This window comes from Paenibacillus sp. J31R34, assembly GCF_059383715.1.
Genome location: NZ_JBXENU010000003.1, coordinates 545735 through 561711 on the forward strand (window position 1 = coordinate 545735; position 15977 = coordinate 561711).

Here is a 15977-nt window from a genome sequence, read left to right on the forward strand (position 1 = left end):
TTTTGTGTCCTCTCCCATGAATAGAGCGTCCCGAAAGGGGCGCTCGATTTTTTTTTGTAAACCCTTATGTATCAAGGGGTTTGGGGGATTCCTATTTTTGGGAACCTGATATTGTCCACCACATTAAATCTTTTCTCCTCAAAAGACCTAAGTTTTTTAAGATTTAATAGGGCATTTTTGAAACTGACTTGCCTGGATTTTGAAAGCGACTTGTATGCGGTTTGCAACTTGTTTATTTTAGTCTCATTTTTTAATTTTTTCATTTCAGATAGGATATTGCCAAGTGGAAGTTCAATTTCCTCGGTAATTTTTTTACCTGTCTCTGGGTCAGATATTCGATGAATAATAATTCTACTATCATCACGATAAATATAATGGCTACCCAATAAAATCCGTTCAATTTCGAGCACCTCACTTTATTGTAATATTTATCGAATTTGCGGATTAATCTATTAATATTTAGGCGAGTGATTCGGCGTACGATTTTAAGCTTAGCAGCTGACCCTGTTTTTCTGGTGAGTGATTGGATCGGCGCAGATTTGCGCTCATTGTCTGCTAGCTTAATGGCTAAACGGAAAATTCTGTTCAACTATCCTCGATTTGCGGCCGGTTCAAATTTAGCGACGTCGCTAATTTAATAAACGGTATAAAGATTCAGAAAGCTCAGATTTGAATTATCAGGATTTTCGTACTCTAAACTTCATTTCAGGACTTTCACCAGAATACAAATTCAGCGCGATCTTCTGCCTAAACCTTTCCAGAGATTTGTCCCCCTGCCCCAATCCTGGCAATGCTGATCTGCAAATTGTGGGAAACCTTGACCCAAGCATGTGAAGGGACTCTGCAAAATTGCTGAGTGGCTTGTTTTAACGATCTCAATTGCAAATCGTGGACGTACCACGATTTGAGGAATTGATTCTCTTTATGCAATACGTAGACGTCTGCGGGTTTGCTGGCGGAAACTCAAAATGATTTAGTGCACAAGCTTCACGTCATATTGACGAGCAGCTCATGAGTAATACAGAGCTTCCGGATCGATGAATTTCAAGAGTTCCACATGTGGAACTGCCAACAAGCAGAATCTTTGAAATGTAACGTCGCATCTGGCAACAGGGAACGGTTCCGAAATTACGGATTCGTTAGAATGACGCTCACCAAAACGGGGGAACATTCGAAGATGGAGCGGGAAGGTAACGCAATCATTCAAAAGGTTGTTGACAATTTGAGTACTTTCAATATTCAGAACTGTTTAGGAGTTTAGCTATTCATTGAATATCATATATTGTTGAATTTTGGAAGGTTTTGTATGATTTATATGGAAAGGAGCGCGGGTTATGATGAAGAAAATTCTAGATGAAATTGATGGGTTTCCGACAAAGAAGGATCTGTTTTATTGGTTATTAATAAGTGTATTATTACTAATTGTTATTTCAGTCTGGAAAACTGATAGCCCTGAGAAACTTGTCAATCAGTTATCTTTAGGTGGGACATTGTTTTCAATCGCCTTAGCCGCTATAGCTATTATTTTTTCTTTTGTACAAGCATCCGATTCATCACGTAGTTCAAGTAATATTATTCAGCAGATAAGTGAAGTTACAAGGGAGATAACTCAGCTAAATCAATTAAAAAATGAAATTGGAGCATCAGTTGGTTCACAGGCAAAATTGGCTTCCGAACTTTCAAAAATACTAGAGAAAATGCAAAAGACAATTGTTGATGGGCCTACAAAAGCGCAAGTGAGTAACGAAATTATCGCATGGAAAAAAGTTGAAAAGAAAGTCAATAGTGAATTTTCAGAGCTTCCAAATTCATTTTTTATACGGAATGGTGCTCATGAGGAGGAGGTTTTGAAGTTATTGCCAGCATTAGGGACAGTTCCATTTGATAAAGTTCTGCAGCATCTAAACTCAATTAATGAAAGTTATGGTGTCGGCAACGTTCATGAGTTCTTAACGCATATGGAGGAACGGGGATTACTTATAATGCACTACGTTAATGGTGAATTGTTCATAGAAAAAGCATCCTGAGGGGTGCTTTTTATTTTGTTGAAAGGGCAAGGTTTTTAATTTATTGTTTGAACTATGAGAATTGTAATGACTGAGCTCAAGATATAGAAGCAGCTTTTTCCTGCCAGTTAAACGTAAAGTTATATCGAGCAGCGGATGAGCTCCTATCTCTTGCTTTGGCGTCGATTCTGAGTCGAATTTATGAAAATAAACAAGACGTTATATCTGCATATCATCAGGAAAAGTGAAATAGCACTTAAGCGACCTAATAAGGCTTCAAATACGCTTGCTATTTAAGAATACTGCTTTACTGCCGATAAACAGCATGAGGTGAATGAAATGATAAATTTTTCAGGAGTACAGTCGGTCGCGGACGCCTTATTTGACAAGCTGATTATCGTGCTGATTGTTATGTTCTGTTGCGGTATTGCAGGGGGAATTATTTCATGGTTTTTGTCACATTTCTTGATGCGTCCAGTGATCGGTATATCGGTTATGGCTGGACTGTTTGGATATTTCAAATACTTAAGCAAATAATTAAAAAAGCCGCTTTGATTTCAAGATTTAATCGATAGGTAATTGAATTAGCTGTACATAGAATTATCTTTTGTTATATTATCTATTTCAGTCCATTAATCCATAATAAATCCCTTTATTTTTATCGAGCTTTTATGACACTAATAGAGGGATTTCCTTCCTTTTGTCGAAATTGCTGATTGGGGGTGCTAGATGTGAATTGGAGCCAGTGGTTTTTGCAATCAAACCCAGCTACATGGATTTCGGCAGTTGCTTCTTGTTTGGCTTTGGTAATTTCGCTTTTTTCTTATCAACTCGCTAGAAATACATCTAAAAATACATCTAGGACATTACTTAGGCCTAAGCAAATGTATTTTAAGTTGCACACTTTCGATGAGTTTATCATTGAACTCTACAATCCTGGACCTGGAATTGCCTATAACGTAACCGCTTCGGCTTATGAGATTACGAACTATAAGGGCAGAGGCTCAAAAGGGACTTGGAGAGAACACAAGGTAGTTGTTTCTAATGAAGAATCGAGACTTGAGCCTAATCAATCCGTTAAGCTGAAGTTTGAAAATCTCGATGTTTTCTATTTCCATCATCACAGGCCAGTCAGAATTAGTTACTATTTATCTAATAATAAAAGAATAATTACGTACTGGATTTTTAAAATGGGAGAAAACCAGAAACAGAGGGTGCACCCAATGAGTAATAAGGAAATATTGCATTACAAGATTTTCAAAAGATTTACTATTGATAGGCTTGACAGGTAGTTTTTGACGTTCTTTCTTTTAGCTAATAGCAATTTGTTACTTCTGAAAATAACCACATACCGTCGGGGTATCTTGTTCGATTCTGAAAGATGAAGTATGATCAAAAAGGAGGGATGTTTGTGGGTTTTGATTGGGGGAGCTTTTGTGGTGGAGCTATTGGCACTGTGGGAGCATTTTTGGCTGCAAGATATACATTAAAGAAGCAATGGGAAAAAGACCAACCGAAAGTTGATAAAAATCGATATTCAGTAGCAATAACTGTTTCTCGTACTATTGACTTAGTTAGTTGGAAATTGGTGAATAATTTAGACAAAGATTCATCTGAATTAATGAATACAGTCATCGCTATGCTTCGTGATTTGGACGAGATTATGCCTGATGCAATTGAAGTGGATCGAAGGCTTGTTAAAATCATAGAGAATACCAAACAAGAATTATCTACATTTAATAGAGAAGTATGGCCGAACTTACCGCGTGAGCAAAAGAATTCGAGCGAATACACAATGAGAACAAACGCAATTCTATATGATAAGATTGAGGGCTGTAGAAGTCTAATTTTAGAAATAATTGACAACCGTAGAGCGCCCTAGCCGGTGCTTTTTTATTTTTAGTTAAACAAACTCTGATAGATGGCGGTAAACAATGAGCAAAAATAAAAAGAAACAGGGATTTACATTAAAATTTGTCTCTGTTAGCGATAGGTCGCGTGAAATTGTCGCTGTTCTTATTTAGAACCGAAATAGAAAAATTCCTTGCTGATAATGGTTTAGTCTCGTATAACTTAGATGAAGTTTTACTCCAGTACATTTCATGCAAAGAATAATCACAAACTAATCAAACGATGTAACGATAAGGATTAGTATAAGATAATTGAAGGATAATTAACCATGGAGCTGATATAACTAATGATCTTTTCAAAGGAAGATTACCAGAATGATCTTGAATTATATAAAAGGCAATTAAAAGTTTCATTAAAACAGGAGAAATCAAATTTGTTGTTCCTAAAGTCTAATTTTGAGAAACTAGGTTTAAGCATTCCTCTAGCTGAAATACAACATGATGATTATTACAAATATAATGGAAATGAAGAAGTTTCCAGAATTGAATTAATGAATACATTAAGTAATTCTCTACTTATTACGATATGCGGAAAATTTGAATATCATATGATTGTGCTTTGTGAAGTCCTGCAAAGAGCTTTAGAAATTGGTGTCAGCCACAAGCATATGAAAGGGCAAGGAATAAGAACAGTAGTTAATTATATTGAGGCTCTACTCGGGTTGAAAATACAAGAAAGTCAAAAATACAAACGAATTGATAGTTGGCTGAAGGTAAGGAATCTTCTAACTCATAATTATGGGTTCACAGATAAGGATGGTGATTTCAACCACATCTTTAAAGTGGATATTTTTTTTGATCATGATATAAATTGTATTGTAACTAATATGGATGATTGTTTGAGGATTTTTGATGATCTAGAAGGCTTTACTGACTATTTATTTGATGAATTAATGTTAATTGTTGAAAAGTCAGATGATATTTTTTATCAGGATTATGACTAAGTGTATAAACTAAACAAATACGATATTCGTCTGAGTAATGTAGTACCGATTAGCTGAACTATTGGAGAAGACTCAGCAATTTGGCCGAGTCTTCACTATTTACAGGCAATACTATAGTAAGTGATTTTCAAGATTGCTTTCCTTCTTGCCAGTAGAAGAGTGCATCCTTGGAGCTCTTCATCAATCTACCTTTTCCAACTCTTGCTACGTGGAAGGAGGAACATTTAACAGTTCATATACCGCTTTTCTGCCGATATGAATTATCTCTTGTACGTGAGGCGGTTCTAAAACTAATGGATAATCGTCCCTTAATTTAATCACCGTAATCAGCTCCTTAAAATCTAACCTTAATCTCTATTAATATTTTTGATTCTATTGATGTTATGTATAGTAATCTGAAATTTTAATTAGAGATTTTAGTAGATTAGGGACATTGAGAGAAGGCAACCGGCGGTTACGAAACAGGAAGAAATAGCCCTCGTCACTTGATGACGGATTGATGACAGAACGCTTCATCAAGCATCAAAAAAAGCCCGAAACCATAAAGTAACGGGCAGCATTCCTATATTGAAGAAATACGAGATTTGAGAAACAAAAAGACTCCTTGGTATGATATTGATGGGTCCACGATGCTGGCCAGCGACCGGATCCAAAAACAAACCAAGGAGACTACAAGATGAATTCTACTCAAAATGAACGCATTAATCAAATCACTTCTTCTACCTTAATTATCGGTGTAGACATCGCTAAATTCAAACATGTCGCTCGAGCACAAGACTACCGCGGAGTTGAGTTCGGTAAGTCAATTGCGTTTGAGAACAACCGTGAAGGCTTCGAAATGGTCGTTAGCTGGTTTAAAAAGATTGCAACGGATCAAGGGTTTCAGAACGTCATAGTCGGCATGGAACCAACTGGTCACTACTGGCTGAACCTGGCCCATTTTCTAAGAGAAATGCACGTTACGTGCGTTGTGGTCAATCCGCTCCACGTGAAGAAGAGCAAGGAATTGGATGATAACTCACCGACCAAGAACGACATTAAAGATGCTAAAGTTATCGCACAGCTCGTCAAAGACGGAAGATACGCCGTACCTAACCTTCCCCAGGGCATCTATGCAGAACTAAGGGAAGCGATGAAAATTCGCGATCATCTGTCGACTGACTTGCGTGTTGTCCAAGGCCGCGTCCATAACTGGTTGGATCGGTATTTTCCAGAGTTCCTCACGGTATTTAAGGATTGGGAATGCACATCTGCACGCCAAATGCTCAGTCTTTGTTTGTTGCCGCATGAAATGGTTTCTGAGTCAGAGGAAGCTCTGTTAAGTCATCTCAGAAAGGTTGCGAAGCGAGGTCTCGGCATCGAGCGTATGAGAAATCTGAAAGCAGCTGCAGGCCGTTCTGTTGGCATACGAGAAGGTACAGCACTAGCAAAACTCGAGCTCCAACTGTTGTTAACACAGTACGAGCTGCTTGAAGGAAAGTTTGAAGAACTTGAGGCAAGGCTGGATGAGCTTTTGGTGCAAATCCCGCATGTGAAGCAACTACTGGCCATTAAAGGAATTGGCCGGGACAGTATAGCTGGTTTCCTCGCTGAAATTGGCGACATTGAACGTTACAGGCATCCAAAACAGATCGTTAAGCTTGCAGGCTTGAACTTAAAAGAAAACACGTCCGGTAAACACAAGGGACAAACGAAGATCACGAAGCGAGGCCGTAAGCGGTTGCGAGCGCTGCTATTTCGCGTCATGATGCCACTGGTGGCTAAGAACCAAGCGTTTAAGGCCTTGCATCAGTACTACACCAAGCGGTCAGACAATCCGTTGAAAAAGATGCAGTCGCTCATTGCGCTATGCAACAAGCTGATTCGAATTCTCTTTGGTGTTCTGAAAAAGGGACATCAGTTTAGTGAAGAAAAGATGTTACAGGATATCCCTCGGTTTACGGAAGTTTCGTTAGCAACTTAAATTCATGTTTTTTTAGAAGACGAACGTTAAAAACAAAGGTACAGACAATTGAAGCACGGATGAGTCGGAACAAAACTAACATACGGACGAAGATCCTGCCGGGCAGCATATCCGACCTCCACCTCATGGACAGGTTGAATGAAGGAATGTGGGAGCGAAGACTCTGTGAGACATGGGAGGGTTGACCTCCATGAGGCGATGTGGAGATCCAAAGGTGCGACCATAAATCTCCAGAAAGTCCACTTTTTTAAAAGAGTGGTCTGGGTGGATATGCTTTTTGCACTTTCCCCAACCCATATTTTACTTCTTCTACAACCTTGTTCCATTCAGCAGTTGTCTCGTACGAAAGTAAAAACGTTCAAAATCTAAGAAAACGTGAGCATTTAAGAGAAAAGCGATTCTCCATAGAGGGAGTAGAACTCCAAATATAGCAAACATATTCAGGCATCATTATCCACGCTTAGGAATGAAAAAACACATCTCCCATGAATAGAACGTCCTGAAAGGGGAACTTTATTTTTTTATTTTACAGAAGCATCCTGCGCAATAAACCATACACCCGTTTCCTGCGAGGATTTAATGGTATATACAATGCCATTACGCTCGGCAGATTTATTAAGGTTATATAAATCAACATTGCTGTCCATCATACCTAGCTCCTCAAAAATATCTCCGCTCTCATTGGTTTCCAAATCAGGATTAGTTGCTCCAATTAAAGCTCCGAATGACAAAATCAAATTAGCGCCCGATTGAGCAGTTCCATCACCAGAACCCATAATAAGAAGCTCTTTAATAGCGCCTGTTTCTTTATTTACAAACCCATTGAGGTAGATGGAGTCAGTAAGCTGATGCTGAAAGCCGGAACCTTCTATTTTCAAAGACTTAACGGTAAATTTGGCTCCCAGCGCCTCTGATGCTTTATTGAAAGCTTTACGGAAGCTCTCTACATCTTGAGCCACGACACCTTCAGCCTTTGCCTTTTCGGTCTTAGAAGTTTCTTCCTTCTTAGAGTCTGCTGCATTGCTCGCTGTTTCAGATGCGGTTTTGGTTTCATTTTTTGAACTTTCTGCGTTTGTAGCAGCTGGAGTAGCGCTTCTATCTTTATTCAAATTACTTACACTTCCTACGATTAGGACGATGATTAACCAGAACCACCATTTTGTATAAAGCGGTTTTCTTTGCTGCATTCTAATTGCCCCCTAAGTTCTTTTTATACTTTTTACAGCTATTCCGACTTGGACGATGCCTTATCGAGCTGGCTTTCATTGCTTTTCACCGAGGCGCTGCCTGCGGCATCCTCATCGCGCAGCTGGCCGTTTACAAGACCGGCAAGCAGGATGACGGTGATTACCCAAAACAACCATTTTTTATAAAACGGCTGGCTCTTCATTGTTCATGCTCCTATCGTTTATTCATGTGTGCAGCCTCATTTATTTAACTGTTTAGCTGAAAGGTGACTTCCAGCTTTTTCGAACCGGTTTGGGCTTCGCCTGTACTCGTTAATGCCATTTTACCGGTAGCGAGCGTATAGTGCGAAGTATCGTTCTGGACGACATCTACAAACACCGAATTGACGATCTGCGATTTAGTAAGTGCGATTGAGCAGGCATGCTGCACAAGCTTTTTAAGCTCTTGTTGATTGGCAGTCAGCGTACTGAGCGTAACATGCCAAATACCAGTGTCATCCATATGTTCATCCTTTATTTCGTAAACAGGCAGCTGCACTTCTGGAGAAGGGGAAAAGGATGTCAGTTGCTCCGCACTCGTTGTTATTGAAGGGGGAGCTGGCACCTCATCCGCTATTTGCTGATCTTTATTCCCTGTATAAATGATCCCAACCATACTACCTGCCAAGAGAGCGACAATGATAAAGCGGGTCTGATTGAATAACAGCTTTCTTCGTTTCAATTGTAACGACTCCTATACTAAAATTTACTTGAATTGCTCGCGAACCCCTTCAAAAGCGGCTTTCATATCATCGCTAGCTGCGGTTGAAATGAATCCAAAGCTGAATTTATCTTCTATTATAAGGCCGATAAATTCCTTATCCCCGTCCCCTTTTACCAAAGTCAGGGTACCCTTCGTTCCGTCTTTTTCATAGTCGACTGTCTCCACAACTTTCGGATTCAAAAAATGATCCTTCTCATCAATAACCGCAGATGCGGCAAATACAAATATGCTTTGAACATCAGGATGCATATGCTCCTGGGCAAATTTCTTTCTGGCTTCTACATCGGTTTCATTATAGTAGGAGTTAATATAACCAAGCGTAAGCTGCTCGCTTACGTTCAAGTCCTTTTCAGGCTCGGCGGTCGGTGCGGCAGTTGCCTCGGTTTCCGGTGAAGGAGATGCCGAAGCTTCAAGCGTTGATGAAGGGCTTGGTGATGCAGTAGCCGCTTCTTCCGATGAGCATCCGCTCAGAACGCCAATAGCGACCGCCGTTATTAGGCCATAACTTATCTTTTTGTAAAATGTTTTTCTCGTTTGCAATGTGTCCGCTCCCTTTATCGTTGTTTCGACACCAATATACTACAAAAGTGATGTTTTGGCGATATGTGGAAGAGAAAGCAGAGAGTATAGTAGTTTTTATCAATCCACTTAGCTAGTTCGTGTATGTAAGCCTGATCTAGATCGGTTTTAGTACCAAACATATTGCCTCACCTGCCGGGAATATCGCCCACGACGAACGTGAACCTACATACCGAAAGTTCGCTCTATACTCTTCGCTTTCAGGTTTTACTCCCTGCACAAAGATAGTTGGCGGACACAGCAGCCGCTATTTTGACAGGTTAATGAGGGTCATAACGGATTTGCTGTCCGCTTACGGCATAAAATCGGATCAAAAGCCAGAATAGCGGAACCTCAGTCCTCCAAAATATGCAGGCTGTGTCCCGAGCCACTTGGTGTCAACAACAATTGTGGGCTGTGGCTTTTTATTCCTTTAGAAGCTGTAAATTGGGGATAGCCGAGCATTTTTAACAAAAGCTTTAACCTCTTTAATATCCCATGGCAATTATGGTACGATAGGCGAGGATAGCGAATAAAGGGGGCATTTGGCAGTGAGAGTCATTGCGGGCGCAGCCAAGGGACGACCGCTGAAGGCGGTGCCTGGCAACAATACAAGACCTACGACCGATAAGGTGAAGGAAGCGATTTTCAGCATGATTGGGCCCTTTTTTGACGGGGGCGTTGCGCTGGACTTGTTTGCTGGAACCGGAGGGCTTGGCATAGAGGCTTGGAGCAGAGGGGCCGAGCGGACGATTTTTATCGATCAGGAGAAAAATAGCATCGACATCATTCGCCACAATACGCAGGCGGCCGGCATGGGGCAGGAAGCAGAAATTTACCGCAACGATGCGGAGCGGGCATTAAAGTTGTTGGAAAAGCGTGGAATCGCTTTCTCGCTTGTTTTTCTGGACCCGCCATACCGAATCATAACGGCGGACAAGCTCATGACTTACATGGCTGACCACGGCATGCTTGAAGATGGGGCAACTATTGTCGTTGAACATGACGCAGCCCATACCTATGAGGAGCAGTGGAGCGGCTTTTTTCAACTGAAAAAAAACAAATATGGCGACACGGCGGTAACTATTTATCGCTACGAGCCGAATGAAGCTCAAAATGGAGGACTTAACGATGCAGACAAATGACCAGATTCGCGTAGCCGTATACCCTGGAAGCTTTGACCCTGTCACTTTTGGGCATTTGGATATTATCCGCCGTTCGGCGAAGCAGTTCGACCATTTAATAGTAGCGGTGCTGAATAATACAAGCAAGAACCCGCTTTTCAGCCTGGAGGAGCGCAAGGAAATGATCACCGAGCTGACATCGGATTTGACGAATGTTTCGGTTGAAAGCTTCCGCGATTTGCTCGTGCGTTTCATGAAGTCCCGCAACGCCAACGTGATTGTACGGGGCATTCGCTCGGTAACCGATTTTGAGTATGAGCTTACGCTAGCATCGACGAACCGGCTGCTTGACGAGGACATTGATACGATTTTTATGATGACCGATCCGAAGTATTCTTATCTCAGCTCCAGTATTGTGAAAGAGATCGCGCAGTTTCAAGGTGCGGTGTCTGAGCTCGTTCCGCCCGCGGTGGAGAAGCGCCTGACTGAGAAGTACAAGTCGAAGTAGTAGATGTTAATTGCTCAGCAAAGCTATTTCTGTAGCTGAAACTGAGCATTATTTGGGTATGTCAGCCTCTCTTCGTGCCAGCATATACAGCGCTGCGAGCAGAAGCATGAGCAGCGCTGATGCAGCCAAAGTGTAGGGCCACAGATTAGGGAAATGCTGCGTGTGAAAATAGCCCGGAACCGGGCTGTTCATCCACGCCCCGTTTGATGAAACGGCTGGCAGCGCACTAGCGGCTAGCCGCCAAAAATCAAAAAGGGCGCTGGCGAGCAGCAGCTGCGCCGGCTTCCACAATAGCACCACGAACCAAGCGGCATGGGCGGCATGCAGCAGCTTGGCGCCAGCGAGCGGGAGGAGCTTAAGGTCTGTCCCGCTTGTAGAATAGCCTGCCTGCAGCAGGCCGCTGATGCCGCTCCAAGCGAGTATCGCGGCGGTGATAGCGGCGCTCAGCACAGGTGCGAGGCTCGGTGCTTCCAGCACGGCAGCTGTGTAGGTGCCGATATGGCTTTCCAGCAGCGCGGGCAGGAAGAGCGCTTCCCACCAGCTTCCTGAGCTGATAAAAAGCCAAAGCGGCTGCATAAGCCGGGCGATGACAGCGGTGAAAATAATCAGGCCGCCAATCAGCATCAGCTTCTGCACGCCGCCGGATACGGCTTCGCCGAGCGCCCGCCCGAAGCCGCGGCCGTCGCTTTCCCGCGCGGCGGTGATGGCCTTGGCCGCCCGCTCAATTAAGCGGCCTTCCTGCACCTGGGCGGCGCGGGCCGGCAAAGCCTCGGACCTGCTGGTCAGCAGCAGCAGCCAGGCTGTCCAAAGCGCAGCCAGCCAGACGGCTGCTGCGATCAACAGCCCCAGCTCCGGCTGATGCATAAAGCCTGCGCCGAGAACGACAAGCATGAAGATGGGATTCGGCATATGTGAAAAGGCGAGCAGCCGCTGGCCTTCTTGGAGCGTAACCTGCCCATGCCTGCGAAGCACGGCTGTCGTTTCGGCACCGGCGGGAAAGCCGGATAGCCAGCCGAATAGCAGGGGGAGCGCTGCCTCTCCGGGAAGCCGGAATAAGCGGCGCATGAGCGGCTGGAGCAGCACGCCGATTCCATGTACGAGGCCAAAGGCGGTAATGAGCTCGAATAGGACGAGAAAAGGCAGCAGCCCAGGAAATACAATATTCCACCATAGGGTCAATCCTTGAAGGGAAGCTTGAAAGGCTGCTTCTGACTGGTAGATAACAGCTCCGACCAGCAGAATGGACGCTAGCGCTGCGAGCAAGGTTTTAGCCACTGGACGATCAACTCCATTTCAGGTCATCGTAGGGAATTGCAGGATTTCGATAAGTGCAAAAACACAAATTTTCAGCTGCGCGTATGGAAATACGGGCTATTTGCAGCGCCTGCATGCCCGTCAATTAGAACTTTGCAATACAAAGGCTGCTTGAGAGCGCCGGGAAATGGCAAATGGCAGCTAGTATAGCGGCTTGTACGATATGTATGCAGCCCCTTTGCCCGTTAGAACAAGGGATGAAGAAGGTTTATGAGCAACGAAAGGGGAGCGATTTGTCCTTGAAATCGTCAGGAGTAAGGCAGTTAGGCTTTATTATGATGGCGACCGCTTTATTTATGTATATGCTGTTGTACGCACCAACACCCTATGTCATGTACGAGCCTGGGCTTGCTGCTCCGACGAAGCCAATGGTTCGTTTGGGCGAGGGAGCGGATGATGATGTAGCGGTGAAGCCCTCAGCAAGCCCATCGCCTGCTTCGAAGCCAGAAGAAGGTGTTTTTCTGATGACAGCTGTCAGGCTATCGGATGCGAATTGGTGGGAAACCTTGTCATCTGCATGGGATAAGGATATAGCGACTTACAGCCGCTCATCGATTTTGCGCGGCTATACGGAGCAGGAATACGCGGAGCGAATGACCGTCGTCATGCAAGGCTCGCAAAATCAAGCCATTGAAGCTGCATACCGCTTCGCCCATCTTTCCTATCAATCAGTGGTCGACAGCATTGCGGTGTCGGATGTGTTGCAGGGCAGTGATGGCAGCGGTTGGGAGCCCGGAGATGTTCTCGTTTCGTTAAAAGGCGGCAAGCCATTTGCGGATGCCGAGCAAATCGTCAGCGAGCTTGGTGCCCATAAGCCAGGCGATGAGGCCGTATTTACCGTAAAGCGGGCAGGAGCAGAGCAAGACGTTGCGATTACGCTGGGCGCCTATGAGGCTCCTCTAACGCCTGATAAGCTTCCTGTGGCGCTTGGCGGTGTTCAGCTTGCTGAGCTTCACAGCCTGGAGCCGGACGATAGCCGCTTTAAGCTGCAAATCGATGCAGGAGCCATTGGCGGCCCTTCCGCGGGGCTGATGTTTGCTCTGCAGTCGCTTGATTTGCTGCTCGACAAGCAGGATTTGACGGGCGGAGCGATTATTGCTGGAACAGGTACAATCGCAGCCGATGGGACGGTTGGGGAAATTGGCGGCATTGCGTTCAAGGTCATTGCGGCAAGCCGCGAGGGGGCAGAGCTGTTTCTCGCCCCGTCCGCCAATTACAAGGAGGCTGCGGACAAGGCGAAGGACATCAAGGCGAGCATGAAGGTCGTCAGCGTGGATAGTCTCAGCGAGGCTAAGCAAGTGATCGAGCAGTATGTCAGCGAAAAATAAGCCGTTTGGATTAGAGCATGATCGGCTTGGCATAATAGTCGCGAAATAAGGCGCCCGGCTGCTGGCCTCCAGCATGAGCGAGCATATAGGCAGCAGTAGCTTGCGTATCAAGCTCTAAATAACGGTAGGGCTGATCAGCAGTCGACGCGCTTAACAGGACAGGCAGCGTCGCGGTTGTGCGCATTTTTCGCAGCAGTCCTTTGCCTTTCTCGCTAAAGCCAAGCACGCGAATATATTGCAGTCCGCTGCGCAGCTTGTCCGGTGTGAAATCCGACTTGGCATGTCCAAGCAAAATAGAGAGCAGAGACCGCTGAAGCTTCGTTCGGGTATAACGTTTCGTTTTGAGCTCTGTAAGCAGGTGCTCCACCTGAAGCTGCTTCAGCCGTGGCAGCGTTTTGCGAATGCGATGCTCTAGCCCCTCGGTTATTTCATGCAGTTCGGCCAGCTGCTGCGCTGAACGGGTGACGATGGCGTGCAGGAGAGGAGAAGCGAAGCTGTCCCAGCTTACGGGACTTCGCCCTGCATCCCATTCGCGCGCCAATACGTCATAGGTTGTGTCCGGCACGAAAGGCTTAATGCCTGCAAGCTGCCTTTCCAGCAACAGCTGTTTGCGAATGGCGGTAGCGCTGGCAATGGCACTGTCCGTAACGTCCTCCTGATTATAAGCAGCCTTCTCGCGGCGAATGGTAAAAGGCTCCATACGCCCGCCTAGACGCGCAAGGGCAATCAAATAGTGCAGCCCCAGCGTATGATTGGGCATGGCAAAAGGAAACGCAGCAGCCTCTGGCTTTCCTATGCTGCCCAAATAAGCGGCTACCGCGCTGCTGTAGGCGCTCGGGTAGCTGATCCCCGTAGCCAGCAGCTCTTTTAGCTGCGAGGCGAAAGCGGGCGGCTCCTGCGCGATGACGGAGGCGGCATCCATAAGCGGAGCCAAATCGCCGCTTTCCGTACCGAAGCAGAAGCCATCGACGACGCCCGTTGCCTCCAGCAGCGCAACGGCGCCGTAGGAGAACCATTCCGCTGCCTGTGTTGCGTAGGCTACTGGCAGTTCAATGACGAGATCGCAGCCCCCGCGCAGCGCGGCTTCCGTACGGCTCCATTTGTCCATTACGGCAGGTTCGCCGCGCTGGAGGAAATGCCCGCTCATTACAGCGACAACGGCATCAGAGCCGCTTGCCAGCAGCGACTGCTCCAAATGATAGCGATGGCCATTGTGAAATGGATTATATTCAACAATTAATCCTACCGTACGCATATAACCCTGCTCCTCAATTGTAAAATGGTTGCATTACAAGCGTAAACGGCTTAAGCTATCCTTGGCGGCAAAGCTGCCGTTTCGCTGGTGGAATATAAGCCTACTATAAGTATAAAACTTATCATTGCTTATATTTCAAGAATAACATAGCTATGATTAAGATAAAATCGGAGTCATCATTTTCAACCGTTGAAAGCGAAAAAAGCTAATCCTCTGTGAAAATGTTGACAAAACCCTTATAAAATAGCTATAATAAATTTTGTTTGTTTGAGGTGATAATATGCAGTTTCATGTAGAAGAAACGATGTCCAAGAGGTTAAAGCATACAATCAATGAATCCATTGATGTTGCTCCTCTATTTGAAGGACGGGCTGATGTGATTAACACAGGTCCGCTCCATGTCGCGCTTAAGGTAGAAGGAAATGCAGGATCCATCTTGGTTGATGGTGAAATGACTATCGATTGGGAGCTTGCTTGCTCCAGATGCTTGGAAGCCGTTCAGGAGCATACAGTCATTCCTTTCTCCGAGCAGTTCGAGCCTGCGCCGAAACGTGGCAAAGACGAGGATGAGCAGGAAGAGGACGACGACGACAGCGACTTCATTGCGGTATCCGGTGAAAGATTGAATTTGCAGCCTTATGTGGAAGAGGCGCTTCAACTGTTTATGCCGTTTGCCCCGCTTTGCAAGAGTGATTGTAAAGGACTTTGTCACACATGCGGACAAAACTTAAATGAACAGACATGCGGTTGCAACAACGAGAAGCTTGACCATCGTTTTGCAGCGCTACAGGATTTGTTCAAGGATCAATAGTGTATCGCTTCGCGAATATTGTGAAGGAGGTGTTAAACATGGCAGTACCTCAAAGAAGAACGTCCAAAACTCGCCGCGACAAACGTCGCACTCACTTTAAGTTGGCTGTACCAGGTATGGTAAAATGCGAGCAATGCGGAGAGCTGAAATTGGCTCATCACGTATGCAAAGTGTGCGGATACTACAAAACGAAAGAAATTATTGCTCAATAATTTCCGGGATCTCACAATGGCACTTCATCGCTTGGTGAGGTGCTGTTTTTTTGCACACGTTTAGCTCCTTATAGCAGCGCTTTCCGTTTCTTTG

17 protein-coding genes are annotated in these 15977 nt (G+C 44.8%); 11 read left to right on the forward strand and 6 right to left on the reverse strand.

The genetic code is table 11. The features are described 5' to 3' along the window. Positions 1 to 1334 precede the first annotated feature (1334 nt). From AC50YG_RS11925 to AC50YG_RS11950, 6 genes are all read left to right on the forward strand, one after another. Positions 1335 to 2027 carry a hypothetical protein gene (locus AC50YG_RS11925; protein WP_494827017.1) on the forward strand — a complete coding sequence of 231 codons (693 nt, stop codon included), beginning with the start codon at positions 1335 to 1337 and terminating at the stop codon, positions 2025 to 2027. Between the two features lie 318 nt (positions 2028 to 2345). Then, entirely contained in the window at positions 2346 to 2543 is a 198-nt protein-coding gene (locus tag AC50YG_RS11930; RefSeq protein ID WP_494827018.1) for a hypothetical protein, read from the forward strand. A 194-nt stretch (positions 2544 to 2737) separates the two neighbouring features. Then, positions 2738 to 3298, forward strand: a complete 561-nt coding sequence (locus tag AC50YG_RS11935; RefSeq protein ID WP_494827019.1) for a hypothetical protein — start codon at positions 2738 to 2740, stop codon at positions 3296 to 3298. A gap of 119 nt (positions 3299 to 3417) precedes the next feature. Beyond that, positions 3418 to 3888, forward strand: a complete 471-nt coding sequence (locus AC50YG_RS11940; protein WP_494827020.1) for a hypothetical protein — start codon at positions 3418 to 3420, stop codon at positions 3886 to 3888. A 315-nt stretch (positions 3889 to 4203) separates the two neighbouring features. Next, entirely contained in the window at positions 4204 to 4860 is a 657-nt protein-coding gene (locus tag AC50YG_RS11945; protein WP_494827021.1) for a hypothetical protein, read from the forward strand. Between the two features lie 676 nt (positions 4861 to 5536). Further along, the gene (locus AC50YG_RS11950; RefSeq protein WP_494827022.1) at positions 5537 to 6823 is read left to right on the forward strand and encodes an IS110 family RNA-guided transposase; all 1287 of its coding nucleotides are present in this window, start codon (positions 5537 to 5539) and stop codon (positions 6821 to 6823) included. A gap of 521 nt (positions 6824 to 7344) precedes the next feature. Here the strand turns inward: AC50YG_RS11950 and AC50YG_RS11955 are convergent. The 4 genes from AC50YG_RS11955 to AC50YG_RS11970 are packed head-to-tail and all read right to left on the reverse strand — an operon-like array spanning position 7345 to position 9313. After that, complete coding sequence (locus tag AC50YG_RS11955; protein WP_494827023.1) at positions 7345 to 8010, reverse strand: hypothetical protein; 666 nt, start codon at positions 8008 to 8010, stop codon at positions 7345 to 7347. A 38-nt stretch (positions 8011 to 8048) separates the two neighbouring features. Beyond that, positions 8049 to 8213: a hypothetical protein gene (locus AC50YG_RS11960; RefSeq protein WP_473759380.1), complete on the reverse strand. Its 165-nt coding sequence runs from the start codon at positions 8211 to 8213 to the stop codon at positions 8049 to 8051. 44 nt (positions 8214 to 8257) lie between these two features. Beyond that, positions 8258 to 8731, reverse strand: a complete 474-nt coding sequence (locus tag AC50YG_RS11965; protein ID WP_494827024.1) for a hypothetical protein — start codon at positions 8729 to 8731, stop codon at positions 8258 to 8260. Positions 8732 to 8755: 24 nt separating this feature from the next. Further along, positions 8756 to 9313, reverse strand: a complete 558-nt coding sequence (locus tag AC50YG_RS11970) for a hypothetical protein (protein WP_494827025.1) — start codon at positions 9311 to 9313, stop codon at positions 8756 to 8758. 569 nt (positions 9314 to 9882) lie between these two features. Here AC50YG_RS11970 and rsmD point away from each other — a divergent pair. After that, complete coding sequence (gene rsmD, locus AC50YG_RS11975) at positions 9883 to 10476, forward strand: 16S rRNA (guanine(966)-N(2))-methyltransferase RsmD (RefSeq protein ID WP_494827026.1); 594 nt, start codon at positions 9883 to 9885, stop codon at positions 10474 to 10476. Next, positions 10463 to 10963 carry a pantetheine-phosphate adenylyltransferase gene (gene coaD, locus AC50YG_RS11980; protein WP_494827028.1) on the forward strand — a complete coding sequence of 167 codons (501 nt, stop codon included), beginning with the start codon at positions 10463 to 10465 and terminating at the stop codon, positions 10961 to 10963. Before rsmD ends, coaD begins: the two co-directional genes overlap by 14 nt. A gap of 48 nt (positions 10964 to 11011) precedes the next feature. Here the strand turns inward: coaD and AC50YG_RS11985 are convergent, their stop codons facing one another. Then, positions 11012 to 12238: a nucleoside recognition domain-containing protein gene (locus tag AC50YG_RS11985; protein WP_494827029.1), complete on the reverse strand. Its 1227-nt coding sequence runs from the start codon at positions 12236 to 12238 to the stop codon at positions 11012 to 11014. A gap of 278 nt (positions 12239 to 12516) precedes the next feature. Here AC50YG_RS11985 and AC50YG_RS11990 point away from each other — a divergent pair, with 278 nt between their 5' ends. Further along, entirely contained in the window at positions 12517 to 13605 is a 1089-nt protein-coding gene (locus tag AC50YG_RS11990; protein WP_494827031.1) for a YlbL family protein, read from the forward strand. 10 nt (positions 13606 to 13615) lie between these two features. Here AC50YG_RS11990 and AC50YG_RS11995 read toward each other — a convergent pair whose 3' ends face one another. Beyond that, positions 13616 to 14860: a nucleotidyltransferase gene (locus tag AC50YG_RS11995; protein WP_494827033.1), complete on the reverse strand. Its 1245-nt coding sequence runs from the start codon at positions 14858 to 14860 to the stop codon at positions 13616 to 13618. A 280-nt stretch (positions 14861 to 15140) separates the two neighbouring features. Here AC50YG_RS11995 and AC50YG_RS12000 point away from each other — a divergent pair, with 280 nt between their 5' ends. After that, a complete protein-coding gene (locus AC50YG_RS12000) occupies positions 15141 to 15671 on the forward strand; it encodes a YceD family protein (protein ID WP_473759370.1) in 531 nt (176 codons plus the stop codon). Positions 15672 to 15709: 38 nt separating this feature from the next. Beyond that, entirely contained in the window at positions 15710 to 15883 is a 174-nt protein-coding gene (gene rpmF, locus AC50YG_RS12005; RefSeq protein ID WP_042160385.1) for a 50S ribosomal protein L32, read from the forward strand. The last annotated feature ends 94 nt before the right edge of the window (positions 15884 to 15977 follow it).